Annotated in this window: 15 protein-coding genes; 12 read left to right on the top strand and 3 right to left on the bottom strand. The window is 60.0% G+C overall.

Annotated elements, in window-relative coordinates:
• The first annotated feature begins 88 nt into the window (after nt 1–88).
• Entirely contained in the window at nt 89–1,501 is a 1,413-nt protein-coding gene (locus tag AC6I8I_RS16380; RefSeq protein WP_312053070.1) for an aminotransferase-like domain-containing protein, read from the top strand.
• Here AC6I8I_RS16380 and AC6I8I_RS16375 read toward each other — a convergent pair.
• On the bottom strand, nt 1,480–1,962 hold the full coding sequence (locus AC6I8I_RS16375) for a YlaC family protein (protein WP_312053069.1): 483 nt from the start codon (nt 1,960–1,962) through the stop codon (nt 1,480–1,482). The genes AC6I8I_RS16380 and AC6I8I_RS16375 overlap by 22 nt on opposite strands.
• 304 nt (nt 1,963–2,266) lie before the next feature.
• Here AC6I8I_RS16375 and AC6I8I_RS16370 point away from each other — a divergent pair, with 304 nt between their 5' ends.
• From AC6I8I_RS16370 to AC6I8I_RS16345, 6 genes are all read left to right on the top strand, one after another.
• On the top strand, nt 2,267–2,869 hold the full coding sequence (locus AC6I8I_RS16370) for a cupin domain-containing protein (RefSeq protein ID WP_497828080.1): 603 nt from the start codon (nt 2,267–2,269) through the stop codon (nt 2,867–2,869).
• A 135-nt stretch (nt 2,870–3,004) separates the two neighbouring features.
• Nucleotides 3,005–4,072 (top strand): ABC transporter ATP-binding protein, encoded by a 1,068-nt coding sequence (locus tag AC6I8I_RS16365; RefSeq protein WP_497828079.1) that lies wholly within the window; start codon nt 3,005–3,007, stop codon nt 4,070–4,072.
• Between the two features lie 15 nt (nt 4,073–4,087).
• Complete coding sequence (locus AC6I8I_RS16360; protein ID WP_497828078.1) at nt 4,088–5,089, top strand: ABC transporter substrate-binding protein; 1,002 nt, start codon at nt 4,088–4,090, stop codon at nt 5,087–5,089.
• 2 nt (nt 5,090–5,091) lie between these two features.
• Nucleotides 5,092–6,831 (top strand): ABC transporter permease, encoded by a 1,740-nt coding sequence (locus AC6I8I_RS16355; RefSeq protein WP_312758557.1) that lies wholly within the window; start codon nt 5,092–5,094, stop codon nt 6,829–6,831.
• On the top strand, nt 6,819–7,907 hold the full coding sequence (locus AC6I8I_RS16350) for an MBL fold metallo-hydrolase (protein WP_312053063.1): 1,089 nt from the start codon (nt 6,819–6,821) through the stop codon (nt 7,905–7,907). The genes AC6I8I_RS16355 and AC6I8I_RS16350 overlap by 13 nt, the downstream gene beginning before the upstream one ends.
• A gap of 204 nt (nt 7,908–8,111) precedes the next feature.
• Nucleotides 8,112–10,961, top strand: coding sequence for an EAL domain-containing protein (locus AC6I8I_RS16345; protein WP_497828077.1), 2,850 nt, complete (start codon nt 8,112–8,114; stop codon nt 10,959–10,961).
• On the opposite strand, the gene AC6I8I_RS16340 is transcribed toward AC6I8I_RS16345, so the two are convergent.
• Complete coding sequence (locus AC6I8I_RS16340; protein WP_031377067.1) at nt 10,958–12,022, bottom strand: LacI family DNA-binding transcriptional regulator; 1,065 nt, start codon at nt 12,020–12,022, stop codon at nt 10,958–10,960. The two genes, AC6I8I_RS16345 and AC6I8I_RS16340, sit on opposite strands and share 4 nt — an antisense overlap.
• 223 nt (nt 12,023–12,245) lie before the next feature.
• On the opposite strand from AC6I8I_RS16340, the gene AC6I8I_RS16335 reads away from it, so the two are divergent.
• The gene (locus AC6I8I_RS16335; protein WP_312053059.1) at nt 12,246–13,556 is read left to right on the top strand and encodes an MFS transporter; all 1,311 of its coding nucleotides are present in this window, start codon (nt 12,246–12,248) and stop codon (nt 13,554–13,556) included.
• A gap of 10 nt (nt 13,557–13,566) precedes the next feature.
• The gene (locus AC6I8I_RS16330; protein ID WP_497828076.1) at nt 13,567–15,930 is read left to right on the top strand and encodes a glycoside hydrolase family 31 protein; all 2,364 of its coding nucleotides are present in this window, start codon (nt 13,567–13,569) and stop codon (nt 15,928–15,930) included.
• Nucleotides 15,931–15,994: 64 nt separating this feature from the next.
• Here AC6I8I_RS16330 and ftnA read toward each other — a convergent pair whose 3' ends face one another.
• A complete protein-coding gene (gene ftnA / locus AC6I8I_RS16325; protein WP_089561944.1) occupies nt 15,995–16,501 on the bottom strand; it encodes a non-heme ferritin in 507 nt (168 codons plus the stop codon).
• 490 nt (nt 16,502–16,991) lie between these two features.
• Between ftnA and AC6I8I_RS16320 the strand changes: the two genes are divergently transcribed.
• The 3 genes from AC6I8I_RS16320 to AC6I8I_RS16310 are packed head-to-tail and all read left to right on the top strand — an operon-like array spanning nt 16,992 to nt 19,237.
• Nucleotides 16,992–17,663, top strand: coding sequence for a nucleoside recognition domain-containing protein (locus AC6I8I_RS16320; protein ID WP_312053056.1), 672 nt, complete (start codon nt 16,992–16,994; stop codon nt 17,661–17,663).
• Nucleotides 17,650–18,129, top strand: a complete 480-nt coding sequence (locus AC6I8I_RS16315) for a YjiG family protein (RefSeq protein WP_312053054.1) — start codon at nt 17,650–17,652, stop codon at nt 18,127–18,129. The genes AC6I8I_RS16320 and AC6I8I_RS16315 overlap by 14 nt, the downstream gene beginning before the upstream one ends.
• A gap of 4 nt (nt 18,130–18,133) precedes the next feature.
• Nucleotides 18,134–19,237 carry a M20 peptidase aminoacylase family protein gene (locus AC6I8I_RS16310; RefSeq protein WP_312053052.1) on the top strand — a complete coding sequence of 368 codons (1,104 nt, stop codon included), beginning with the start codon at nt 18,134–18,136 and terminating at the stop codon, nt 19,235–19,237.
• Nucleotides 19,238–19,350: the final 113 nt, after the last annotated feature.

Here is a 19,350-nt window from a genome sequence, read left to right as displayed (position 1 = left end):
TGGCGCGGGTAAGATAAGTGGCAAGCCCGGCCTGTCATTAACCGTTGTGCATGGTAAAGTCTCGCGGGTAGAAAAGGAGAGGCGACCCGTGGCGAAATACCAGCGATTGATGGATGAGATTCAGCAGCAGATAGAGGCCGGCATCTGGTTGCCTGGCACCCGTTTACCCTCGTTGCGCCAGCAGGTTGCGCAGCAGGGGCTTAGCCTGATGACGGTGCTGCACGCCTACGAGCTGCTGGAGAGTCAGGGCTGGATCGTCTCCCGGCCACAGTCTGGTTACTACGTCGCGCCGCGTGCCTTAGCGCCAGCACCGCTCAGCGTCACCATCAGTGAGCAGGTCGATATCAACGACTTTGTGTTTGATGTGCTGCAGGCGACCCGCGATCCGGCTATCGTTCCTTTTGGTTCCGCCTTTCCCGATCCCGCACTGTTTCCGCAACGCCAGTTGATGCGCTCGCTGGCCAACGTCTCCCATCAGCTGACGCCAACCGATGCGCTGCACAATCTGCCGCCCGGCAACGCCACTCTGCGGCAGCTGCTGGCGCAACGCTATGCGCGACAGGGGATTACCCTGTCGCCGGATGAGATCGTCATTACCAGCGGCGCGCTGGAGGCGCTTAACCTGAGCCTGCAGTCGTTAACCGAGCCGGGCGATTATGTGGTGATTGAGCAGCCGAGCTTTTATGGCGCATTACAGGCGATTGAGCGGCTGAAGCTCAAGGCGCTGGCGATTCCGGTTGATGCACAGACCGGTATCGATCTGCTGCAGCTGGAAGAGGCGCTGCAGCGCTGGCCGGTCAAAGCGTGCTGGCTGATGACGACGCTACAGAACCCGCTGGGCGTCACCCTGTCTGCCGAGCGCAAGCAGCAGCTGGTGGCACTGCTGGCGCGTTACCAGGTGCCGATGATTGAAGATGATGTCTATGCTGAACTCTGGGCAGGCGACACGCCGCCGCTGCCCGCTAAAGCCTGGGATCGGCAGGGCAACGTGCTGCACTGTGGCTCGTTCTCAAAGTCGCTGGTGGCCGGATTCCGCGTTGGCTGGGTGGCGGCCGGCCAGCATGCGCAGCGTATTCAGCGTCTGCAACTGATGAGCACCCTCTCTACCAGCGCGCCGATGCAGCTGGCGCTGGCCGACTTCCTCGCCACCCGACGTTACGACACCCACCTGAAACGGCTGCGACAGATTCTGGCGAAGCGCCAGCAGATGGTGCGTCAGGCATTGCTGAAAGTGTTGCCGCCGCAGGCGACGCTGAGCGAAGCGCGCGGTGGCTATTTCCTGTGGGTGACGCTGCCGGACAGCATCAACACCACCCAGCTGTATCAGCAGGCGCTGGCGCAGGGGATCAGTATTGCACCGGGGCAGTTATTTTCGGCGGGGGAGCAGTTCAGTCACTGCTTTCGACTCAATACCGCCTGGCCGTGGGATACGCGAGCCGAGGCGGCGATTGAAACGCTGGGTAAGCTGATGGCGCAGGGTCAGACGCGCGCCGCTTCCTGATGTCCCCAGGTCAGGTAGTAGACATCATAAAAATCGACTTCGCCTTTTTGCGTCAGCAGGCGCTGGATACCGCTTTTAACCCGCTCTGGCGTCTCCGGCAGCGACAGGATACGTGACACCGCGTGCTCGGGAACCGGCTGGACGTAATACCATTCGCCGTTGTAGCAGACGCGCAGATCGAGCGCATCGATATCTTCGAAACGGTATTTAGGATTGATATCCAGCAGCATCAAAAAGCTCATCACCAGCACGAACGCGGTGGCAAACCAGAAGGCCGGCCAGCCGAGCATCTCAGTGGTGAAGATCAGCGCGACGCACAGGCCATAGCACAGGTACATCACCGCCCACAGACCGGGATGGTTTTTCAGAAATGAGAGGCTAAAGCGCGGCCGATTGTCGCGACGTTCTTCGCGGTTAAGCGTGGCGATCTCGTCGATCAGGATTTGTTTAATGGCGTCCATTTTTTTACCTCACTGTCATCTGTTAGCGATTAGAACAGATAACAGTCAAGAATATCAGAAACAGATTTGTGCACTTTTTATATAACAGTTGCCCTCATCACTGCGCCCGCCGCCTGACATTTTGCAACAATTTCGCGCAGTGATAACCACCATCATCAACCGCCGCGCTAATGCGGTGCAACATTGTTAACGATACATTTGGCTTTAGTTAGCAATATCAGTCAATTATGTTAATTGTGCTGGCTGACGCACATTGCATTGTGGCCGGGCTTTGCCACACTTAGAAAAAAACCGGAGAACCTGTATGACTGTCCAATCCTCCAGTCTGATGTTGCTGATGTCGTTCGCTGCGGGCACCTTCTCTGCCGGGGCATCTGACAATCCCCAGCACCTGATGCTCACCAGCCCGTCGGGCGGCGTGCCAAACAACCCGTTACCCCTGATTATCTGGCCGCGCGTCGCGCCGGATGAAGAAGAGGATATCGCTGCGTGGTTTGAAACCACCTTCGGACAGCACGGCTGGCCGCCAGCCTGGCGCTATCCAATCTTCCCCTATACCCATTATCACCCGAATACTCACGAACTGCTGGGCGTGGCGGCGGGCTGGGCAGAAGTGCTGTTTGGCGGTGACAGCGGCCGGATGGTGACGCTGCGTGCCGGTGATGCGGTACTGATCCCGGCGGGCGTCGGCCACAGGCAGGTCAGCGCCAGCGAAGATTTCCTCGTGGTTGGCGCTTATCCGCAAGGCATGTCACCGGAAACGCTGCGGGATGAGCCAGCGAAGCTGAAAACGTCGCAGGCGCAGGTCAAAAACGTTCCGCTGCCGCATCAGGACCCGTTTACCGGCAAAGAGGGCGCCATGACCGATATCTGGCAGCCGATTGCCGCGCTGACCGCACAGCAATAAGCCAGCAACGGCGGCGTATGCCTCCCGGAGTGTAACCGCCCGTTCGGCTGCCATCATCAGGCCTGGCTGTCACCGGGCTGTCATCAAACTGTCGTAACGTTTTGCCCGGAACGTTAACGGCAGGGGCAGAGTAAGATGGCGGCAATTTCGTTAACCGGACTGCACAAAGCATTCGGGGCTCAGCCGGTACTGGACGCGATTTCGTTACAGATTAACCAGGGCGAGTTTGTCGCGGTTCTCGGGCCGTCGGGCTGTGGCAAAACCACGCTGCTGCGGCTGCTGGCGGGTTTTGAAACCCTCGACAGCGGTGAAATCAGCATCGGTGAGCGGCGGGTGGCGGCTGACGGACTGCATCTGCCGCCGGAAGCGCGCAATCTCGGCGTGGTGTTTCAGAACTACGCTTTATGGCCGCATATGACGGTGGCGGAAAACGTCGCCTACAGCCTGAAGGTCAACGGCGTGGCACGCGCCGAACGCCAGCTGCGCACCAGCCAGGCCCTGACGCTGGTCGGGCTGGAACGCTTCGCCGCTCGCCGGCCGGCCGACCTCTCTGGCGGCCAGCGCCAGCGCGTGGCACTGGCCCGCTGCCTGGTGGCGCGGCCTACGCTGGTGCTGCTGGATGAGCCGCTGGCTAATCTGGATGTTCACCTGCGCGCTACCATGGAAGAGGAGTTCCGCCGCTTCCACCGCCACAGTGGTGCCACCTTACTCTATATCACCCACGACCAACGCGAAGCGATGGCCTTAGCCGACCGCATCGTGGTGCTCGATCACGGCAAAGTGATGCAGTTCGCCACGCCGCAAACCCTGTGGCGCGAACCGGCTAACGAGATGGTCGCCACCTTTATTGATGAGGGGCGGGTACTGCCGGTCAGCGATATTGAACCGCTCGATCCGGGCAAGGCGACCGCCACGCTGTGCGGGCTGCGGGTGTTGCTGCGCTGCCCGCTTCAGCAGCGTCCGTTACCGCACGGCAAAGCCAGCTTCCATAACGTCAGTTTCCGCCTGGCGGATAGCGGTGAACGTCAGTTTGTCGCCCGCGTCGAGCGGATTATCTTCCGCGGCGGCTACCACCAGATCAATCTGCGTCCCCTCAATCAACCGGATGTCAGCCTGTCGCTGACGCTTAACGATGCTGCATTACTGGCGGTGGATGACACCGTCGGCGTCGCCGTCGATGACGGCTGGATTCTTCCTGCATAAAGGGTTTCAGACACCATGAAAACGGCTTTTCGCACCTCGCTGCACGCGCTGTTGTTGTTATCGGGCCTCACGGCCGCATCCCTGTCGCTGGCGGCGGACGCGCCCGGCGGCAAGCTGGTGATCTACACCTCTCAGGCCCCTGAAATTGCGCAACAGACCATCGACGCGTTTAAGGCCGCTTACCCGGCGGTTGAGGTGGAGTGGACCCGCAACGGCACCACCCAGCTGATGAACGTACTGCACACCGAGATGATGAGCGGCCAGGTCAAACCTGATGTGCTGCTGGTGGCCGACGCGATCAATCTTGGCGCGCTCAAGAAAGAGGGCCAGCTTTATGCCTGGCAGGATGCGCCGGTCAGCCAGCTTAATCCCGCCTATTACGATGCGGATAAAACCTTCTTCGGCACCAAAATCATCGCCACGGTAATCGCTTACAACACCCAGCGCGCCAAACCGGTCACGAGCTGGAAAGCGCTGGCGGTGGCAGAAAATAAAGGCCAGATTGCGGTGCCGAGTCCGCTCTACTCCGGCGCGGCGCTGTACAAGCTGCACACTGACATCAACACCCCGTCTATCGGCTGGGAATTCTATCAGCAGCTGGCCGCCATCGGCATCGCGCCGCAGGGCGGCAACGGACCGGCGCTGAAAGCGGTCGCCAGCGGCATGGACAAGTATGGGGTGATCACCGACGCCGATATTATCCGCGCCAGAAAGCAGGGCTCACCGATCGATCTGGTTTATCCACAGGAGGGCGTTTCCTACGTCACCGAACCGGTGGCGATCATGAAGTCGGTGCATAACCTGCCGGCCGCCAAAGCGTTTGTTACCTTTATGCTGTCGGACGCGGGTCAGCAGCTGGTGGCGAAGCAGGGCAACCGGCCGGTCGATCCGCGGGTAGCGGCCCCTGAAGGTTTTGCGCCAATTGATCAGATCAAACTGCTGACCCCGGACGTGGCGAAAGCGGTGGCCGATGACGCCGCGGTACGTGAAACCTTTAGCGAACTGTTTGGTGGCTGACGATGAGCGTGCTGGGCAACGAATGGCGTAGCAGCCTGGCCGCCAGGCGCGGCAGATGGCGGGCGGAACCGCTGGTACTGGCGCTGCTGGTGCTGGCGATCGGCCTGCTGTCGGTGGCACCGTTTGCCCGGCTGATGGTCACCGCGCTGGCCCCCGATGGGGTGGTGGACCCCGATCGCCTGCTGCGATTACTGGTCAGCCAGCGCGTGCTCAGCGCCACGCTGAATACGCTGGCGATCGGCATCAGCGCAACCCTGCTGGCGCTGCTGCTGGGGACGGTGGCGGCGTGGCTGGTGGCGCTGACCGACCTGCGTGCCAAAGCGGCCTGGGTATTTGCCTTTATCCTGCCGCTGATGATCCCGCCGCAGGTGACCGCGCTGGCCTGGATACAGGCGCTGGCACCGGGCAGCTGGCTGGCCACGCGGGTCAGCGCGCTGGGGGGAACCTGGCTGGCTGCCGGCGAACAGCCGCTCTATTCGGCAACCGGCATGGTGCTGTTGCTGGGCCTGCACAATGCGCCGCTGGTGTTTCTGACGGTGCGTGCCGGGCTGCGCCGTTTGCCCGCCGAGCTGGTAGAGGCAGCGCGCATCAGCGGCGCCTCGCCGCGGCAAATCCTGTTCACGGTGATCCTGCCGCTGGCGCGTCCCGCAATCTTCGCCGGGGCGGCGCTGGCGTTTGTCGCCGCCGTCGGTAACTTCGGCATTCAGGCGATGCTGGGGATTCCGGCGCGGGTGCCGACGCTGATTACGCTGGTTTATCAACAGCTCAATACGCTCGGGCCGGGAGCGCTGCCCAATACGGCGGTCTACTCGATGCTGATTGCGCTGATTACCCTCGCCGGCATGCTGATCAGCAGCTGGCTTGGTGGACGGCGTGACGTGCGGGTCAGCGGCTCGCCGCGTCCCTGGCACCAGCCGCTGCGGCACGCCCGGCTGCCAGCTGAAATTCTCGCCTGGCTGTGGATGGTAATCACTCTGCTGCTGCCGCTGAGCGCCTTGCTGGTCACCGCCTTAACCCGCGGTTTTGGCCAGGCGCTCACCCGGCAAACCCTGACGCTGGAGAATTTTCAGCAGGCGCTGTGGGGCTATCCGGCGATCCGCCAGGCGTTCGTCACCAGCCTGTGGCTCACCGGCCTCAGCGCGATAGTACTCAGCGTGATGGCGCTGTTTCTGGCGTTCTTTCTCAGCTGGCGTCGCAGCCGACTGGTGCGCGGGCTGGGCTTCGCCAGCGAACTGACCTATGCACTGCCCGGCATTGTCACCGGCGTGGCGGCGATGCTGTTTTTCCTGCGGCCGCTGCCGCTGCTGGAGGTTTCCCTCTACGGCACGGTGTGGATCATTCTCGCCGCCTATCTGGCCAATTTCCTGGCGCTGGTGCTCAGGCCGACGCTGGCCGGGTTCGCGCAAATCGAACCTTCTCTGGATGAAGCGGCGCGCCTGTGCGGGGCGGGGCTGATGCGGCGGATGACTGACATCCTGCTGCCGCTGGCGGCCCCTTCGGTGCTGGCTGGTGCGCTGCTGGTGTTCCTCACTGCGCTGAATGAAATACAGGTTTCGGTGCTGCTGGTCACAGCGCAAACCCAGACGCTTGGCCCGACCATTATCTTCCTTGATGAAGGCGGATCGGCCCCGCTGGCGGCGGCGGTGGGCTGTCTGATGATCGGCGTGGTGCTGGGCTTAATGGCGCTGGCCAGCCGGCTGACGCGCCGTCTGCCGCAGGGGGTGCTGCCATGGCAAGCCTGACGGTGATCAGCGGCGTCGGCGGTAAACTGCCGGCCGCTTTCCTGCTGGAGGTCGAAGGCTACCGGTTGCTGTGGGATTTGGGCGCCGGGCCGCAGCCGGGCGTCCGACCCGACGCCGCCGCCATCGGCCAGGTCGATGCGCTTTGCCTGACCCATTCCCACGTTGATCATGCGGCCGCGCTGGATAGCTGGGCCGATATTGGCTCGCCGCCGGTCTATGCCAGTGACATCACCTGGCAGCAGCTGGGCGAGTGCGGCGTACCGCCAGAGGCGCGACGCATCCTGCCGCTGCGTGGCCAGTGCGCGCTGGGGCCGCTGAATCTGTTCACCGGGCGTAGCGGGCATTCGCCGGGATCGATCTGGTTTCATCTGCCGGTGGCGGGCGGCATCACCTATATGGGCGACTGGAGCCGCGAGTCGCTGCTGTTGCCGTTTGACTGCCCGCCGCGCGCCCGGCTGCTGATCACCGATGGCTCCTATGGCGACCGCACCCAACGGCTGGCGCAGCAGGTCGACGCGCTGGCGCTGGCAGCACGGCCGGGCGCGGTGGTCACCGCGCCGCTGCACGGACGCGGACCGGAGATGGCGTTGCAGCTCAGCGCACGCGGCCTGCCGGTGGTGATGTGCCCGCAGGTGCGGGAAGAGGTGGCGCAGCTGCTGGCGCTCAACAGCCTGCCGGTTGCCGCCACGCTGGCGCTGGCCAGATTGCTGCGCGTCGCCACGCCGGACTGCTGGCGGCCGGATGCGGTGATCGTCGCGGCGGATGCGGTCGCCGACAGTGGCCTGGCAGCGCAGCTCAGCCAGCAACCTGGGTTTCGCCTGATCTTCAGCAGCCACGTCTCCGCCGGCACCCGGGCCTTTGAGATGCTGCAAACCGGCGCGGCACGCTGGTTGCCGTGGAACGTCCATCCACCGCTCGACGACCAGCTGGCGCTGATCAGACAGACGGCCGCCCGGCAGGTGATCGCGGCGTTCGTCGCGCCGGAACAGTGTCAGCAGCTGATAAGACAAAGTCCGGCAACGCTCTGCTGGCAGCCTGATTATCCGCTCTCCTCGCGCTGGGAAAGCGTCGCCTGACGTATCGCCATTGCCGCGTCTCTCCTCTGGCTGACGCGGCGGCACGATTGAATATTTACCCGCTGCTGCCGATAAACCTCCTACTAAGTTTGGTGATTCTTTTTATTGCGCTTGTGATCCCGGCCCATTTCGGCTGTAGTCTGCGCACATTATTAAGAACATTCCTAAGCCACTATCCGGCTACACAGCAGCAGGCTAAAAACAATGGATAATAACGCTGATGTCATCTATCGCATGCTGGTACAAAGCGTGATGGATTACACCATCACGATGCTAAAACCGGACGGCACCGTCGCCAGCTGGAACCCCGGAGGCCAGCGCACTCTGGGCTATACGGCAGACGAAATTATCGGCCGCAGCGTCATCCTGCTTTACAGTGAAGAGGACCGCCGACGGGGCCTGCCGCAGCGCGGACTGGATCTCGCCGCCACCGCCGGACAGTATGAAACCGAAGGCTGGCGCTATCGCAAAGATGGCAGCGCGTTCTGGGCGCATGAAGTGCTGAATCCGATGCGCAGCGATGCCGGTCAGCTGGTGGGATACGCCCACATCATCCGCGACTGTACCCGGCAGCAGGAGCATCAGCGCAAAGAACGTGAGCAGGAGGCGCGCTTTCGCCTGCTGGTCGAAGGCGTCACCGATTACGCTATCTATATGCTCGATCACGACGGCAACGTGGTGAACTGGAATGCCGGTGCCCAGCGCGCCAAAGGCTACGTTGCCGAAGAGATTGTCGGCCAGCATTTCTCGCGCTTCTACAGCGCGCAGGATCGGCTCAATCATCTGCCGGCTCAGAACCTGCAAACTGCTTATCGCACCGGCCGTTTCGAAGATGAGGGCTGGCGCTACCGCAAAGATGGCAGCGCGTTCTGGGCACACGTAGTGATCGACGCGATCCGTGACGATCAGGGCAAACTGATCGGCTATGCCAAAATCACCCGCGACTGCAGTGAGCGGCAGCGCATCCGTAATCTGCAGCGTGAACAGGAGCAGCGTTTCCGCCTGCTGGTCGAAGGCGTCACCGATTACGCCATCTACATGCTGGATATTGAAGGGCGGGTGGTGAACTGGAATGCCGGTGCCCAGCGCGCTAAAGGCTACGTTGCTGAAGAGATTGTCGGTCAGCATTTCTCCCTGTTCTACAGCGCGCAGGAACGGCTGAATCGCACCCCGGAAGCCAATCTCGGCATCGCCCTGAAGACCGGTCGCTTTGAGGATGAGGGCTGGCGTTACCGCAAAGATGGCAGCGCGTTCTGGGCGCATGTGGTGATCGACGCGATCCATGATGATGACGGCAAGCTGGTGGGCTTTGCTAAAATCACCCGCGATCGTACCGAACGGCGTGAACAGGAACAGCAGGTGCTGCGCGCCCGCGATCTGGCTGAGGCGCAGAGTGCGCAGAAGACCGCGCTGTCGAAGTTCCTCGACAACATCATCGCCAATATTCCCTCCTGCGTGATCGTCGAAGATGCGATCACCCGCGAGATCCTGCTGGTCAACGACCGCTCGCAGCAGCTGTTTGGCCTGTCGAAATCGCTGATCGTCAACAAACGACCACACGAATGTATGTCGCCCGAGCTGAGCGACTATTTCAACAACCTCGCCGACGTGGCGCTGCGCAGTGAAGGCATCCATCAGCGTGAGCAGCTGCTGATGACCGCCAGCGGCGAACGCATTCTGCATACCCGCGCGACCGCGATTAATGGTCAGGATGCACGGCGTAACTACCTGATGCTGATTGTTGAAGATGTCACCGATCAGCGTGCCGCCGACGCCCGCATTCACCATATGGCGCACCATGACAATCTCACCAGCCTGCCCAACCGCATCCTGTTTCGCCAGCGTCTGAGCGAAGCATTGCGCACCGCCAGCCAGACTGAGCGCCAGACGGCGGCACTCTGCCTTGACCTGGATAACTTCAAGAACGTCAATGATGCGCTGGGCCACCAGATTGGCGATGAGCTGTTACGCTCGGTGGCAAAACGTCTGCGCAGTACTCTGCGCGATCAGGATACGCTGGCGCGCATTGGCGGCGATGAGTTCGCCATTGTGCTGCCCTCAGTGACCAGCAGCGAGGAAGCCAGCATCGTGGCGCAGCGCCTGATCGAGGCGATTCGGCCGCCGGTTAATATTGAAGGTCATAACCTGTCGGTCGGCCTGAGCGTCGGCATCGCGCTCAGCACCACCATCACCAATACGCCGGAACAGCTGCTGCGCTGCGCCGACATGGCGCTGTATGAAGCCAAACGCAATGGCCGTAATCGCTTCGAGCATTTCACCCTGGCGATGGATGACGTGGCGCGCAGCCGGCGGGTGATTGAGAATGATTTGCGCGATGCGATCAGCGGCGGGCACCTCAAGCTCTACTATCAGCCGATCACCAACGGCGACAACAAAACCATCATTGGTTATGAAGCGCTGATGCGCTGGCATCATCCGATCCGCGGGCTGATCATGCCGAACGACTTTATTCCGATCGCCGAAGAGACCGGGCTGATTCACATGCTGGGGGCTTTCGCCTTGTATGAAGCCTGTCGTGAAGCGTCAAGCTGGGAAGGGGTGCAGTCGGTGTCGGTTAACCTGTCACCGCTGCAGTTCAAAAACAGCTCGCTGGTGTCGGTGGTGGAAGGGGCGCTGACGGAATCGGGGCTGGACCCGGCGCGGCTGGAGGTGGAAATCACCGAGTCGGTATTGCTGGATGATTCGCTCGGCAATATCCGAACCCTGCAAAACCTTAAAGCGCTGGGGGTTCAGATTGCGCTGGATGATTTCGGCACCGGCTACTCTTCCCTGAGTTATCTGCGATCCTTCCCGTTCGATAAGATTAAAATCGATAAGTCGTTTATTAACGATATGGGCGACAGCCGCGAGGCGCTGGCGATTATCCGGGCGATTACCGGCATGAGCCGCAGCCTGGATATTCAGATCACCGCGGAAGGGGTGGAGAGCAACGAACAGTTCGCTAAGCTGCGTGATGAGGGCTGTACGCTGTTCCAGGGCTTCCTGTTCGGCCGACCGCAGCCTTCGGAGCTGCGGCTGAAAACGCTGGATTAATCATACAGGCCATGCTGCTGGACCGGCGCATGGCTGAGATTATCGCGGATGCGGCGTACCGAATCGCGCACCACCAGTTTGCCATTCAGCAGCAGCGTGCCGGGCGGTGCGCCCGGATGCAGCCGCAGTTCCTGCAGCATTCTGACCGCCGCCGCGCCCAGTTCATCACGTGGCACCTGGACTGAGGTCAGCGGAATATCGTGGATGGCGGCCAGATTAAAGCCATCCATGCTCATCACCGAAATATCCTGCGGCACCCGCAGTCCGGCCTGCTCCAGCGCGCTGACCGCACCGGCCGCGATGTAGTCGCCGCTGGCCAGAATCGCCGTCGGGCGCAGCGCTTCAGGGCAGTGGCGCAGATATTCACTCAGCCGTTCCGCCGCCTCATTGCTGCTGAAGCTGTTGAGGGTCAGCAGATGCTGACGGCTGTCAAACCGCAGGTTCATCGCGTGCCAGGCGTCACGCACGCCCTGTAAGCGCTGCTCCATGGTGTAACGGCGCAGGCAGTGCAGCGACAGAATCTGCCGGTGCCCCTGCTCAAACAGATAGCGCGCTGAAAACTCGCCAATCAGCTGATGATGTGGCGAGACCGAAGGTAAACGCATCCGGCGATCGCGGGCGTTAATCAGCACGCAGGGTTTGTTCATCTCTGCCGCCAGCTGGTGGATATGCTCGTCATCAATGCCGATCAGCAGCGCGGCCTCGGTCTGCTGCATCTTGTCGATAAACAGCGCCGCATCACTCTCAATCTCCTCCAGCGCGCAGTAGCGCAACCTGACCTCGTGCGGCTCTACCGCCTGACTGATGCCCTGAATCACCTTGTAGTAGAAAATGTCGCTGCGCACGTCAAACGCGCGCGGCGGGGCAAACACCATCAGATTATTCAGCAGCAGGCGACCGCTGTGCAGGTTGTCCAGCACGCCCTGCTGTTGAGCAATCGCCAGCACCTTGTCACGGGTGGCGGGACGGGTGTTTGCTTTGCCCGCCAGCACCCGCGATACGGTGCTGATCGAGACGCCACTTAACGCCGCAATTTCACTCACTTTCAACCTTTGTTTCATTCTGTGATCGCCTTCAAATCTGTTAATGAAAAATTTTTCATAACGTGCTGAATCGCGTCAGATAAGCGATTGACCACGCTTTTTGCGCTGGCTTTAGCCTGCCATGAAAAGAGTTGCAAAAAAGAGGCTGTACCCACGTTTCACACTTTTCTAACGTCGTTGCACAGACACGCGGTACGCCAGTCGGCGGTGTGAGTCATCAATGCATATCAGGAGTGGCACTATGAGCCTCGATTCAACAACCAAGCCGATCAGCGCCTCGCGCACGGTGCGCGTGATTAAAAATTTACGCTGGTGGATGCTGGGGATGTTTCTGCTGGGGGTGACGGTTAACTACATCACCCGCAACTCGCTCGGTATCCTGGCACCGGAGCTAAAAAACAGCCTCAACATGAGTACCGAACAGTATTCGTGGGTGGTGGCGGGATTCCAGCTGGCCTACACCCTGTTCCAGCCGGTCTGCGGCTGGCTGATCGATGTGATCGGGCTGAAGATGGGATTCCTGATTTGTGCGCTGATCTGGTCGGTGACCTGTCTGCTGCATGCGGGTGCCGGCAGCTGGCTGCATCTGGCGCTGCTGCGTTTCGTGATGGGCGCGTCAGAAGCGGCCGCGACACCGGCCAACGCCAAAGCGATTGGTGACTGGTTCCCGAAAAAAGAGCGCCCGGTGGCGGCAGGCTGGGCGGGCGTTGGCTTCTCGGTCGGCGCGATGCTGGCCCCGCCGATCATCTACCTTGCCCACATCTCTTTTGGCTGGCAGGGCGCGTTTCTGCTGACCGGCGGGCTGGGTCTGCTGTGGGTCGGGCTGTGGTGGTGGGGCTATCACGCACCGGACCGCCATCCGCGTCTGTCCGATGAAGAGCGCGCTTTCATCAATCAGGATAACGAAGCGATCGGGGAGAAGCTGCCGTTCTTCACCGCGTTAAAGGTGATCGGTAAAGAGAAGAAATTTTACGGTATCGCCATCCCGGCCTTCCTGGCGGAACCGGCGTGGGCGGTGCTGAGCTTCTGGGTGCCGCTCTATCTGGCGAACGAACGCGGCATGGATCTGAAACAGATTGTGATGTTTGCCTGGCTGCCGTTTCTCGCCGCCGATCTCGGCAGCGTCGCCAGCGGCTATCTGACCAAAATTTACGTGCGCTGGTTCGGCCTGACCCGGGTCAATTCGATTGTCGCCAGCTCCGTCACCGGCGCGCTGCTGATGGTCTCGCTGGCGCTGATGACCCTGGTTGACGATCCCTGGCTGGCGATTGCGCTGATTTCTGTCGGCGGCTTCGGTCACCAGGTGATCTCCTGCATGCTGAGCGCGCTGGTGGTAGAGCGCTTTGATCGCCGCCAGATGGCAACGGTTAACGGTATGCGCGGCTCCTGCGCGTGGATCGCCAGCTTTATTTTCTCGCTGATTATCGGTGTCACCGCCGATACCATCGGCTTCAATCCGCTGTTTGTGGCGATGGGCTTTTTTGACCTGATTGGCGCGGTTTTTCTGGTGATGTTGATCGCCGAACGCCGCCAGCGCCCGGTAAACCATTAAGGATATCCCGATGAAAACCCTGAAGAACTGGACACTGCATCAGCAGGCTGCGCATTTCGTTGAGCTGAAGGTGGAGGATCGTCATTTTCTGCGCATCTATGTGCTCGAAGAGGGACTGATGCGGGTGCTGCTGAAGCGCGACGGCCAGCTGGCGCTGAACCGCACCTGGAGCATTGCGCCCGGTCAGGACGTGCCGTGGCAGGGGCGCGATCGGGAAGCGCTGGACGGTTTTGCGCTGCCCGACTTTAAGGTAGTGCACGATGCGCAGCAGGTGCAGATCGGCACCGGACGGCTGCGGGTGACGGTACATCAGCCGCTCTGCCTGAGCTGGGAACAGTTCGATGGCGCAGACTGGCAACCGCTGGCGGCCGACCGCCATACCGGTGCTTATATGCTGAATGTCCACGGCGACGGCGTCGAACACTATCAGCGCCGTCAGCCGCAGGATCGGGTTTATGGTCTGGGTGAAAAAAGCGGCGATCTGAACCGCGCCAATCGCCGCTTTGAGATGCGTAATCTGGATGCGATGGGCTACAACGCTGCCAGCACCGATCCGCTCTATAAACATATCCCGTTTACCCTGACGCAGCGCGACGGCGTCAGCTTTGGCCTGTTTTATGACAATCTCAGCAGCAGCTGGCTCGATCTCGGCAACGAACTGGACAACTACCATCTGCCTTATCGCCGCTATCGCGCCGAGGCCGGCGATCTTGATTACTACATGATGCTGGGGCCGACGCTGCTGGAGGTCACTAAAGCCTTTGTGCGACTGACTGGCCGCACGCTGTTTCAGCCGAAATGGAGCCTCGGCTACAGCGGTTCGACCATGCACTACACCGATGCGCCCGACGCGCAACAGCAGCTGCAATCGTTTATTCGCCTGTGCCGTGAGCATGAAATTCCCTGCGACTCGTTCCAGCTGTCGTCGGGCTACACCTCGATTAACAATAAGCGTTACGTCTTCAACTGGAACTACGACAAAGTCCCTGACCCCAATGCGCTGAGCGAGGCGTTTCATCGCGCCGGCATGAAGCTGGCAGCCAATATCAAACCCTGCCTGTTGCAGGATCATCCGCGCTACCAGGAAGTGGCCGCCCAGGGGCTGTTTATTCGCGATTCCGAACAGGACCGTCCCGAGCGTTCGGTGTTCTGGGATGATGAAGGGTCGCACCTCGACTTTACCCATCCGCAGGCGGTGCGCTGGTGGCAGGAGAATCTCACCCGTCAGCTGCTGGAAAAAGGCATTGATGCCAGCTGGAACGACAACAATGAGTATGAGGTGTGGGATGGTGAAGCGCGCTGCCACGGCTTTGGTCAGCCGATCGCCATCAAGCATATCCGGCCGGTGATGCCGTTGCTGATGATGCGTGCCTCGATGGAAGCGCAGCAGCAGTTTGCGCCCGATAAACGTCCTTACCTGATATCGCGATCCGGCTGTGCCGGGATGCAGCGCTATGTGCAAACCTGGAGCGGCGACAACCGCACCAGCTGGCAAACCCTGCGCTATAACATCCGGATGGGGCAGGGGATGAGCCTTTCCGGACTGTACAACGTCGGCCATGACGTCGGCGGTTTTTCCGGTGACAAGCCCGATGCCGAGCTGTTTGTGCGTTGGGTACAGAACGGCGTGATGCATCCGCGCTTTACCATTCACTCCTGGAATGACGATCACACGGTCAACGAACCCTGGATGTATCCGGAGGTGACGCCGATGATCCGTGAGGCGATCCGGATGCGTTATCGCCTGATGCCGTATCTCTATACCCTGGCGTGGCAGGCCAGCGCGCAGGATGAGCCAATGCTGCGCCCGACCTTTCTCGATCACGAGCAGGACCCGCGTAGCTGGCAGGAGAATGATGACTTTATGCTGGGACGCGATCTGCTGGTCGCCAGCGTAGTTGAGCAGGGCGCGCGGCAGCGTGAGGTTTATTTACCGCATAACGGCCAGGGCTGGTATGACTGGCACAGCGGCCAGTGGTTTGCCGGTGGTCAGCAGATTACGCTGGATGCGCCGCTCGATCGTCTGCCGTTGCTGGTTCGTGCCGGGGCGGTGATTGCGCTGGGCGAGTGTGAAAGCACTACCGATGCGCAGCGGGATACGGTGCGGCAGTGGCAGTTATGGCCGGCGCCCGCTGATGCGGTATCGCACGGAGAGGTGTTCGACGATGACGGTGAGAGTTATGGCTGGCAACAGGGAAATGCGCTGTGGCTGAACTGGACGCTGAGCAGCAGCGCCACGCGGATCGATTTAACGATTGAAAAACGCGGTGATTACCAGCCGGCATGGCGTGAAATCAGCCTGCTCCTGCCGGCGGGTGAAACCCGGCCGCTGTGGGTTAACGGCGAGCCAGCCAACGTTTACCGGCTGGACTAAACCGCAGCCGGTGGGAACAGCGGCGCAGCAGAAAAAGGTCGGCCCATCTACCGGGCCGATAGTATTACGCGCTGTGGTTTTCGGTGCTCATCCGGCCAAGATCTTTATCGACCAGGAACAGTCCGTTACCGCTGTTGCTCACCATTGCCAGTTTATCCAGCACGGTTTTGAACAACTTCTCTTCTTCGTGCTGCTCAGCCACGTACCACTGCAGGAAATTGAAGGTCGGATAGTCCTGTGAGGTCATCGCCGCATGCACCAGCTCGTTGATTTTGGTGGTGATCAGCTGCTCGTGCTCCAGTGCCTGCTGCAGGATTTCATTCAGTGAGGTGAAAGAGACCGGCGGCGCGGCAATGGTGCCCAGCACCGGCATCGCGCCAGTGTCGCTCAGATAATCGAACAGGCGCTGCATGTGTTCCATCTCTTCACGTGAGTGCATTTTCAGGAATGAGGCGGCACCTTCAAATCCTTTGTCGCTGCACCAGGCACTCATTTGCAGATAAAGATTGGCGGAGAAAAATTCCAGGTTCAGCTGGTCGTTCAGACGCCCAGTCATTTCAGCAGTTAGCATGGCCGAGTCCTTATAAGAATATGTTAAATAAACAGGTGAGAGGTGGTGAATTATGCATCATACCTGTTAGTAATGTGAAGCCTTTTCGACAAAATAAGCTAATTTATCTGGTTGATTTAAATAGAATTATTTCGCAAATTGAATGCGAAGGATTCTCATTTTTCGTCAACTTCGTGGCTTCAGCCACTGGCACCATTATAGTGCGAAACCGGGCGGCCTGACTGAATCATGCTGGTGCAGGCTGGTTTCAGTTGATTTAAATTTCATCAAACTGATTTCAGCCAGCAAATATTATTTTCCCGGTAATTCCTTAGCGGCTAATTAATCTCAGCCCGTGCGCACCGAATATTGCTCCGTCAGGCTGGCGATGGCGATAAATAATCAGTCTGCTGGCCGCTCTGGCATAAATCCTGCTTTGAACTCAGTTCCATATATTGAAACTTACCGCGCCGATAAATAAAGGGCCGGTCAGCCTTATCGGGAGAAAATAATGTCGCAACAGAGTGTGATTAAGACGGAAAAGGTCAGTGCCGGTAAAGGCAGTTATGTGGCGTTAATTTTCGCCCTTTTGTTTTTCTCCGGGCTTTTTTATCAGGTTGATGGGCTGAAATGGCTGGGAGCATTTGACTTCACCACGCTGGGCGGCAGCTTTGGCACCATGAAAGATCCTGCCAGCAACACCTTTCTCGGCGCTGGCGGGCTGAGCGCCAAAGCTGGCTTCCTGTTTGCGCTGTCCCTGACGCCAACCGTGATGCTGGCGCTCGGGGTGCTGGAAATCTTCACCCACTACGGGGCGATACGCGCGGCGCACCGATTACTGACGCCGTTACTGAAACCTTTAATGGGCCTGCCGGGACGCTGCGGGCTGGCATTAATTACCGACCTGCAAAGTACCGATGCGGGAGCGGCGTTAACCAAAGAGATGTATGACCAGAGGCAAATCGGTAAAAAAGAGGTGGTGGTGATGAGCGCCTGGCAATATTCCGGCGCCGGTTTAATCAACAACTATTTTGCTATCGGTTCGGCGCTGTTTGCCTCAATGACGCTGCCAGTCATCATCCCGCTGATGTTAATGCTGGTGTTGAAATTTGTCGGTGCGGCGATTACCCGCTTCGTGTTAAACAGTGTTTATAAAAAGGATTTCAGCGATGGAAACCAATAAAGTGGTTAGCGTCAGTAATAACCCGTTTGATGTGTTTGTCACCGGCGCGCGTAAAGGCTTTCATATTGCCATTCATAATCTGATGCCCAATGTGGTGATGGCGTATGTGCTGGCGGAAATCCTCAATCTGCTCGGTATTATGCAGTTTCTCGGCCAGCTGTTTGCCCCGGTGATGGGCGTATTCGGATTGCCGGGTGAAGCAATTACCGTGCTGCTGACGGCCTGGCTCTCCTCGTCTGCCGGCACCGGTGTGGCGGTCAGCCTGCTGACCAAAGGGCTGCTGACCGGAGTCGATGTGACCGTGCTGGCCCCGGCTATTTTTCTGATGGGATCGCAGCTGCAATATATGGGACGGCTGCTGGGCGTGGCCGATGTGCCCAAAAAATACTGGCCGCTGCTGATGCTGGTGAGCATCATCAATGCGCTGATCGCGATGTTTGTTATGCGTCTGTTTATTCAGGAGTGAAGCCGTGTCTGAGGTATTAGAGCATTACCATTTTCTGCATCAGATCCCGGAGCTGGGATTTCAGGAGGTCAAAACCTCCGCTTACATCGCCGGGCAGCTGGAGCAGGCGGGCCTGAAGGTGACACGCAACATTAATAACACCACCGGCATTGTGGCGGAGATCGACAGCGGAGTGCCCGGCCCGGTGCTGGCGCTGCGCGCCGATATGGATGCGCTGGGGCACATCATCGATGGCGTACCCTGCGCGCGTCACACCTGCGGCCATGACGGTCACTCCTCGGTGGTGCTGACGGCGGCGACGGCGCTGCTGAAAGAGGGCGCTGTGAAGCGCGGCCGGCTGAAAATTCTGTTCCAGCCGGCGGAGGAGCTGGGCGCGGGCGCGCTGGCGATGGTAGAAGGCGGCGCGCTGGATGACGTGGAGATGATTCTGGGTTTTCACCTGCGGCCGCTGGAGGAGTGCGTGGTCGGGCAGGCGGTGCCTGCGGTGCTCTACTCAGCCTGCAGTACGCTGGAAGCGACCATTAAAGGTCAGCCGGCTCACGCGGCGCGCCCGCATCTCGGTGTCAACGCGCTGGATGCGGCAGTGCAGGCGGTGAATGCGGTCAACGCACTGCACCTTTCGCCGGGCCTTAACTGGAGCGTTAAAGCGACGCGCTTCCTGTGTGACGCGGGCGTGACCAACTCGGTGCCGGACGAAGCGCGGGTGGTGTGGGATCTGCGCTCGCAGGAAAATGCGCCGATGGAGCTGCTGAAAGAGCAGGTCACGCGCGCCATCGTTAACAGCGTGGCGGCGCTGGGGGCCACGGCGCAGGTCAGGGTATTGAAAGAGATGCCTGCGGCGGAGATCGATGATCAGGCGACGGCGGTGATCCGCGCAGCGATTGTCGAGGTGCTGGGAGAAGAGGGGCTGCTGCCGACTAAAACCACTCCAGGCAGCGAGGACTTTTTCTACTACCCGGTCAAACGCCCCGGCGTAAAGGCGGGCTTCTGGGGATTGGGCACCAACCTGACGCCAGGGCTGCATCATCCCGATATGCGCTTCGATCTCGATTCGCTGGAGATTGGCGTGCAGATCTTTAAAGCCTGCGTTCGCAAAGTGCTGGGCTGATGACGACGGGACGGGCGCTGGCCCGTCCCGGCCGTTTGTCGGGTTCAGCGACCTGAGCCACTGACCAAATCCCCCGCCTTCCCCTGTAGGCCGCGCGCGCAAAATATTGTATG

The sequence above is a fragment of the Pantoea sp. X-Soil-YNGN-775 genome (assembly GCF_059730575.1).
This window is presented reverse-complemented; position numbering and strand designations above follow the sequence as displayed.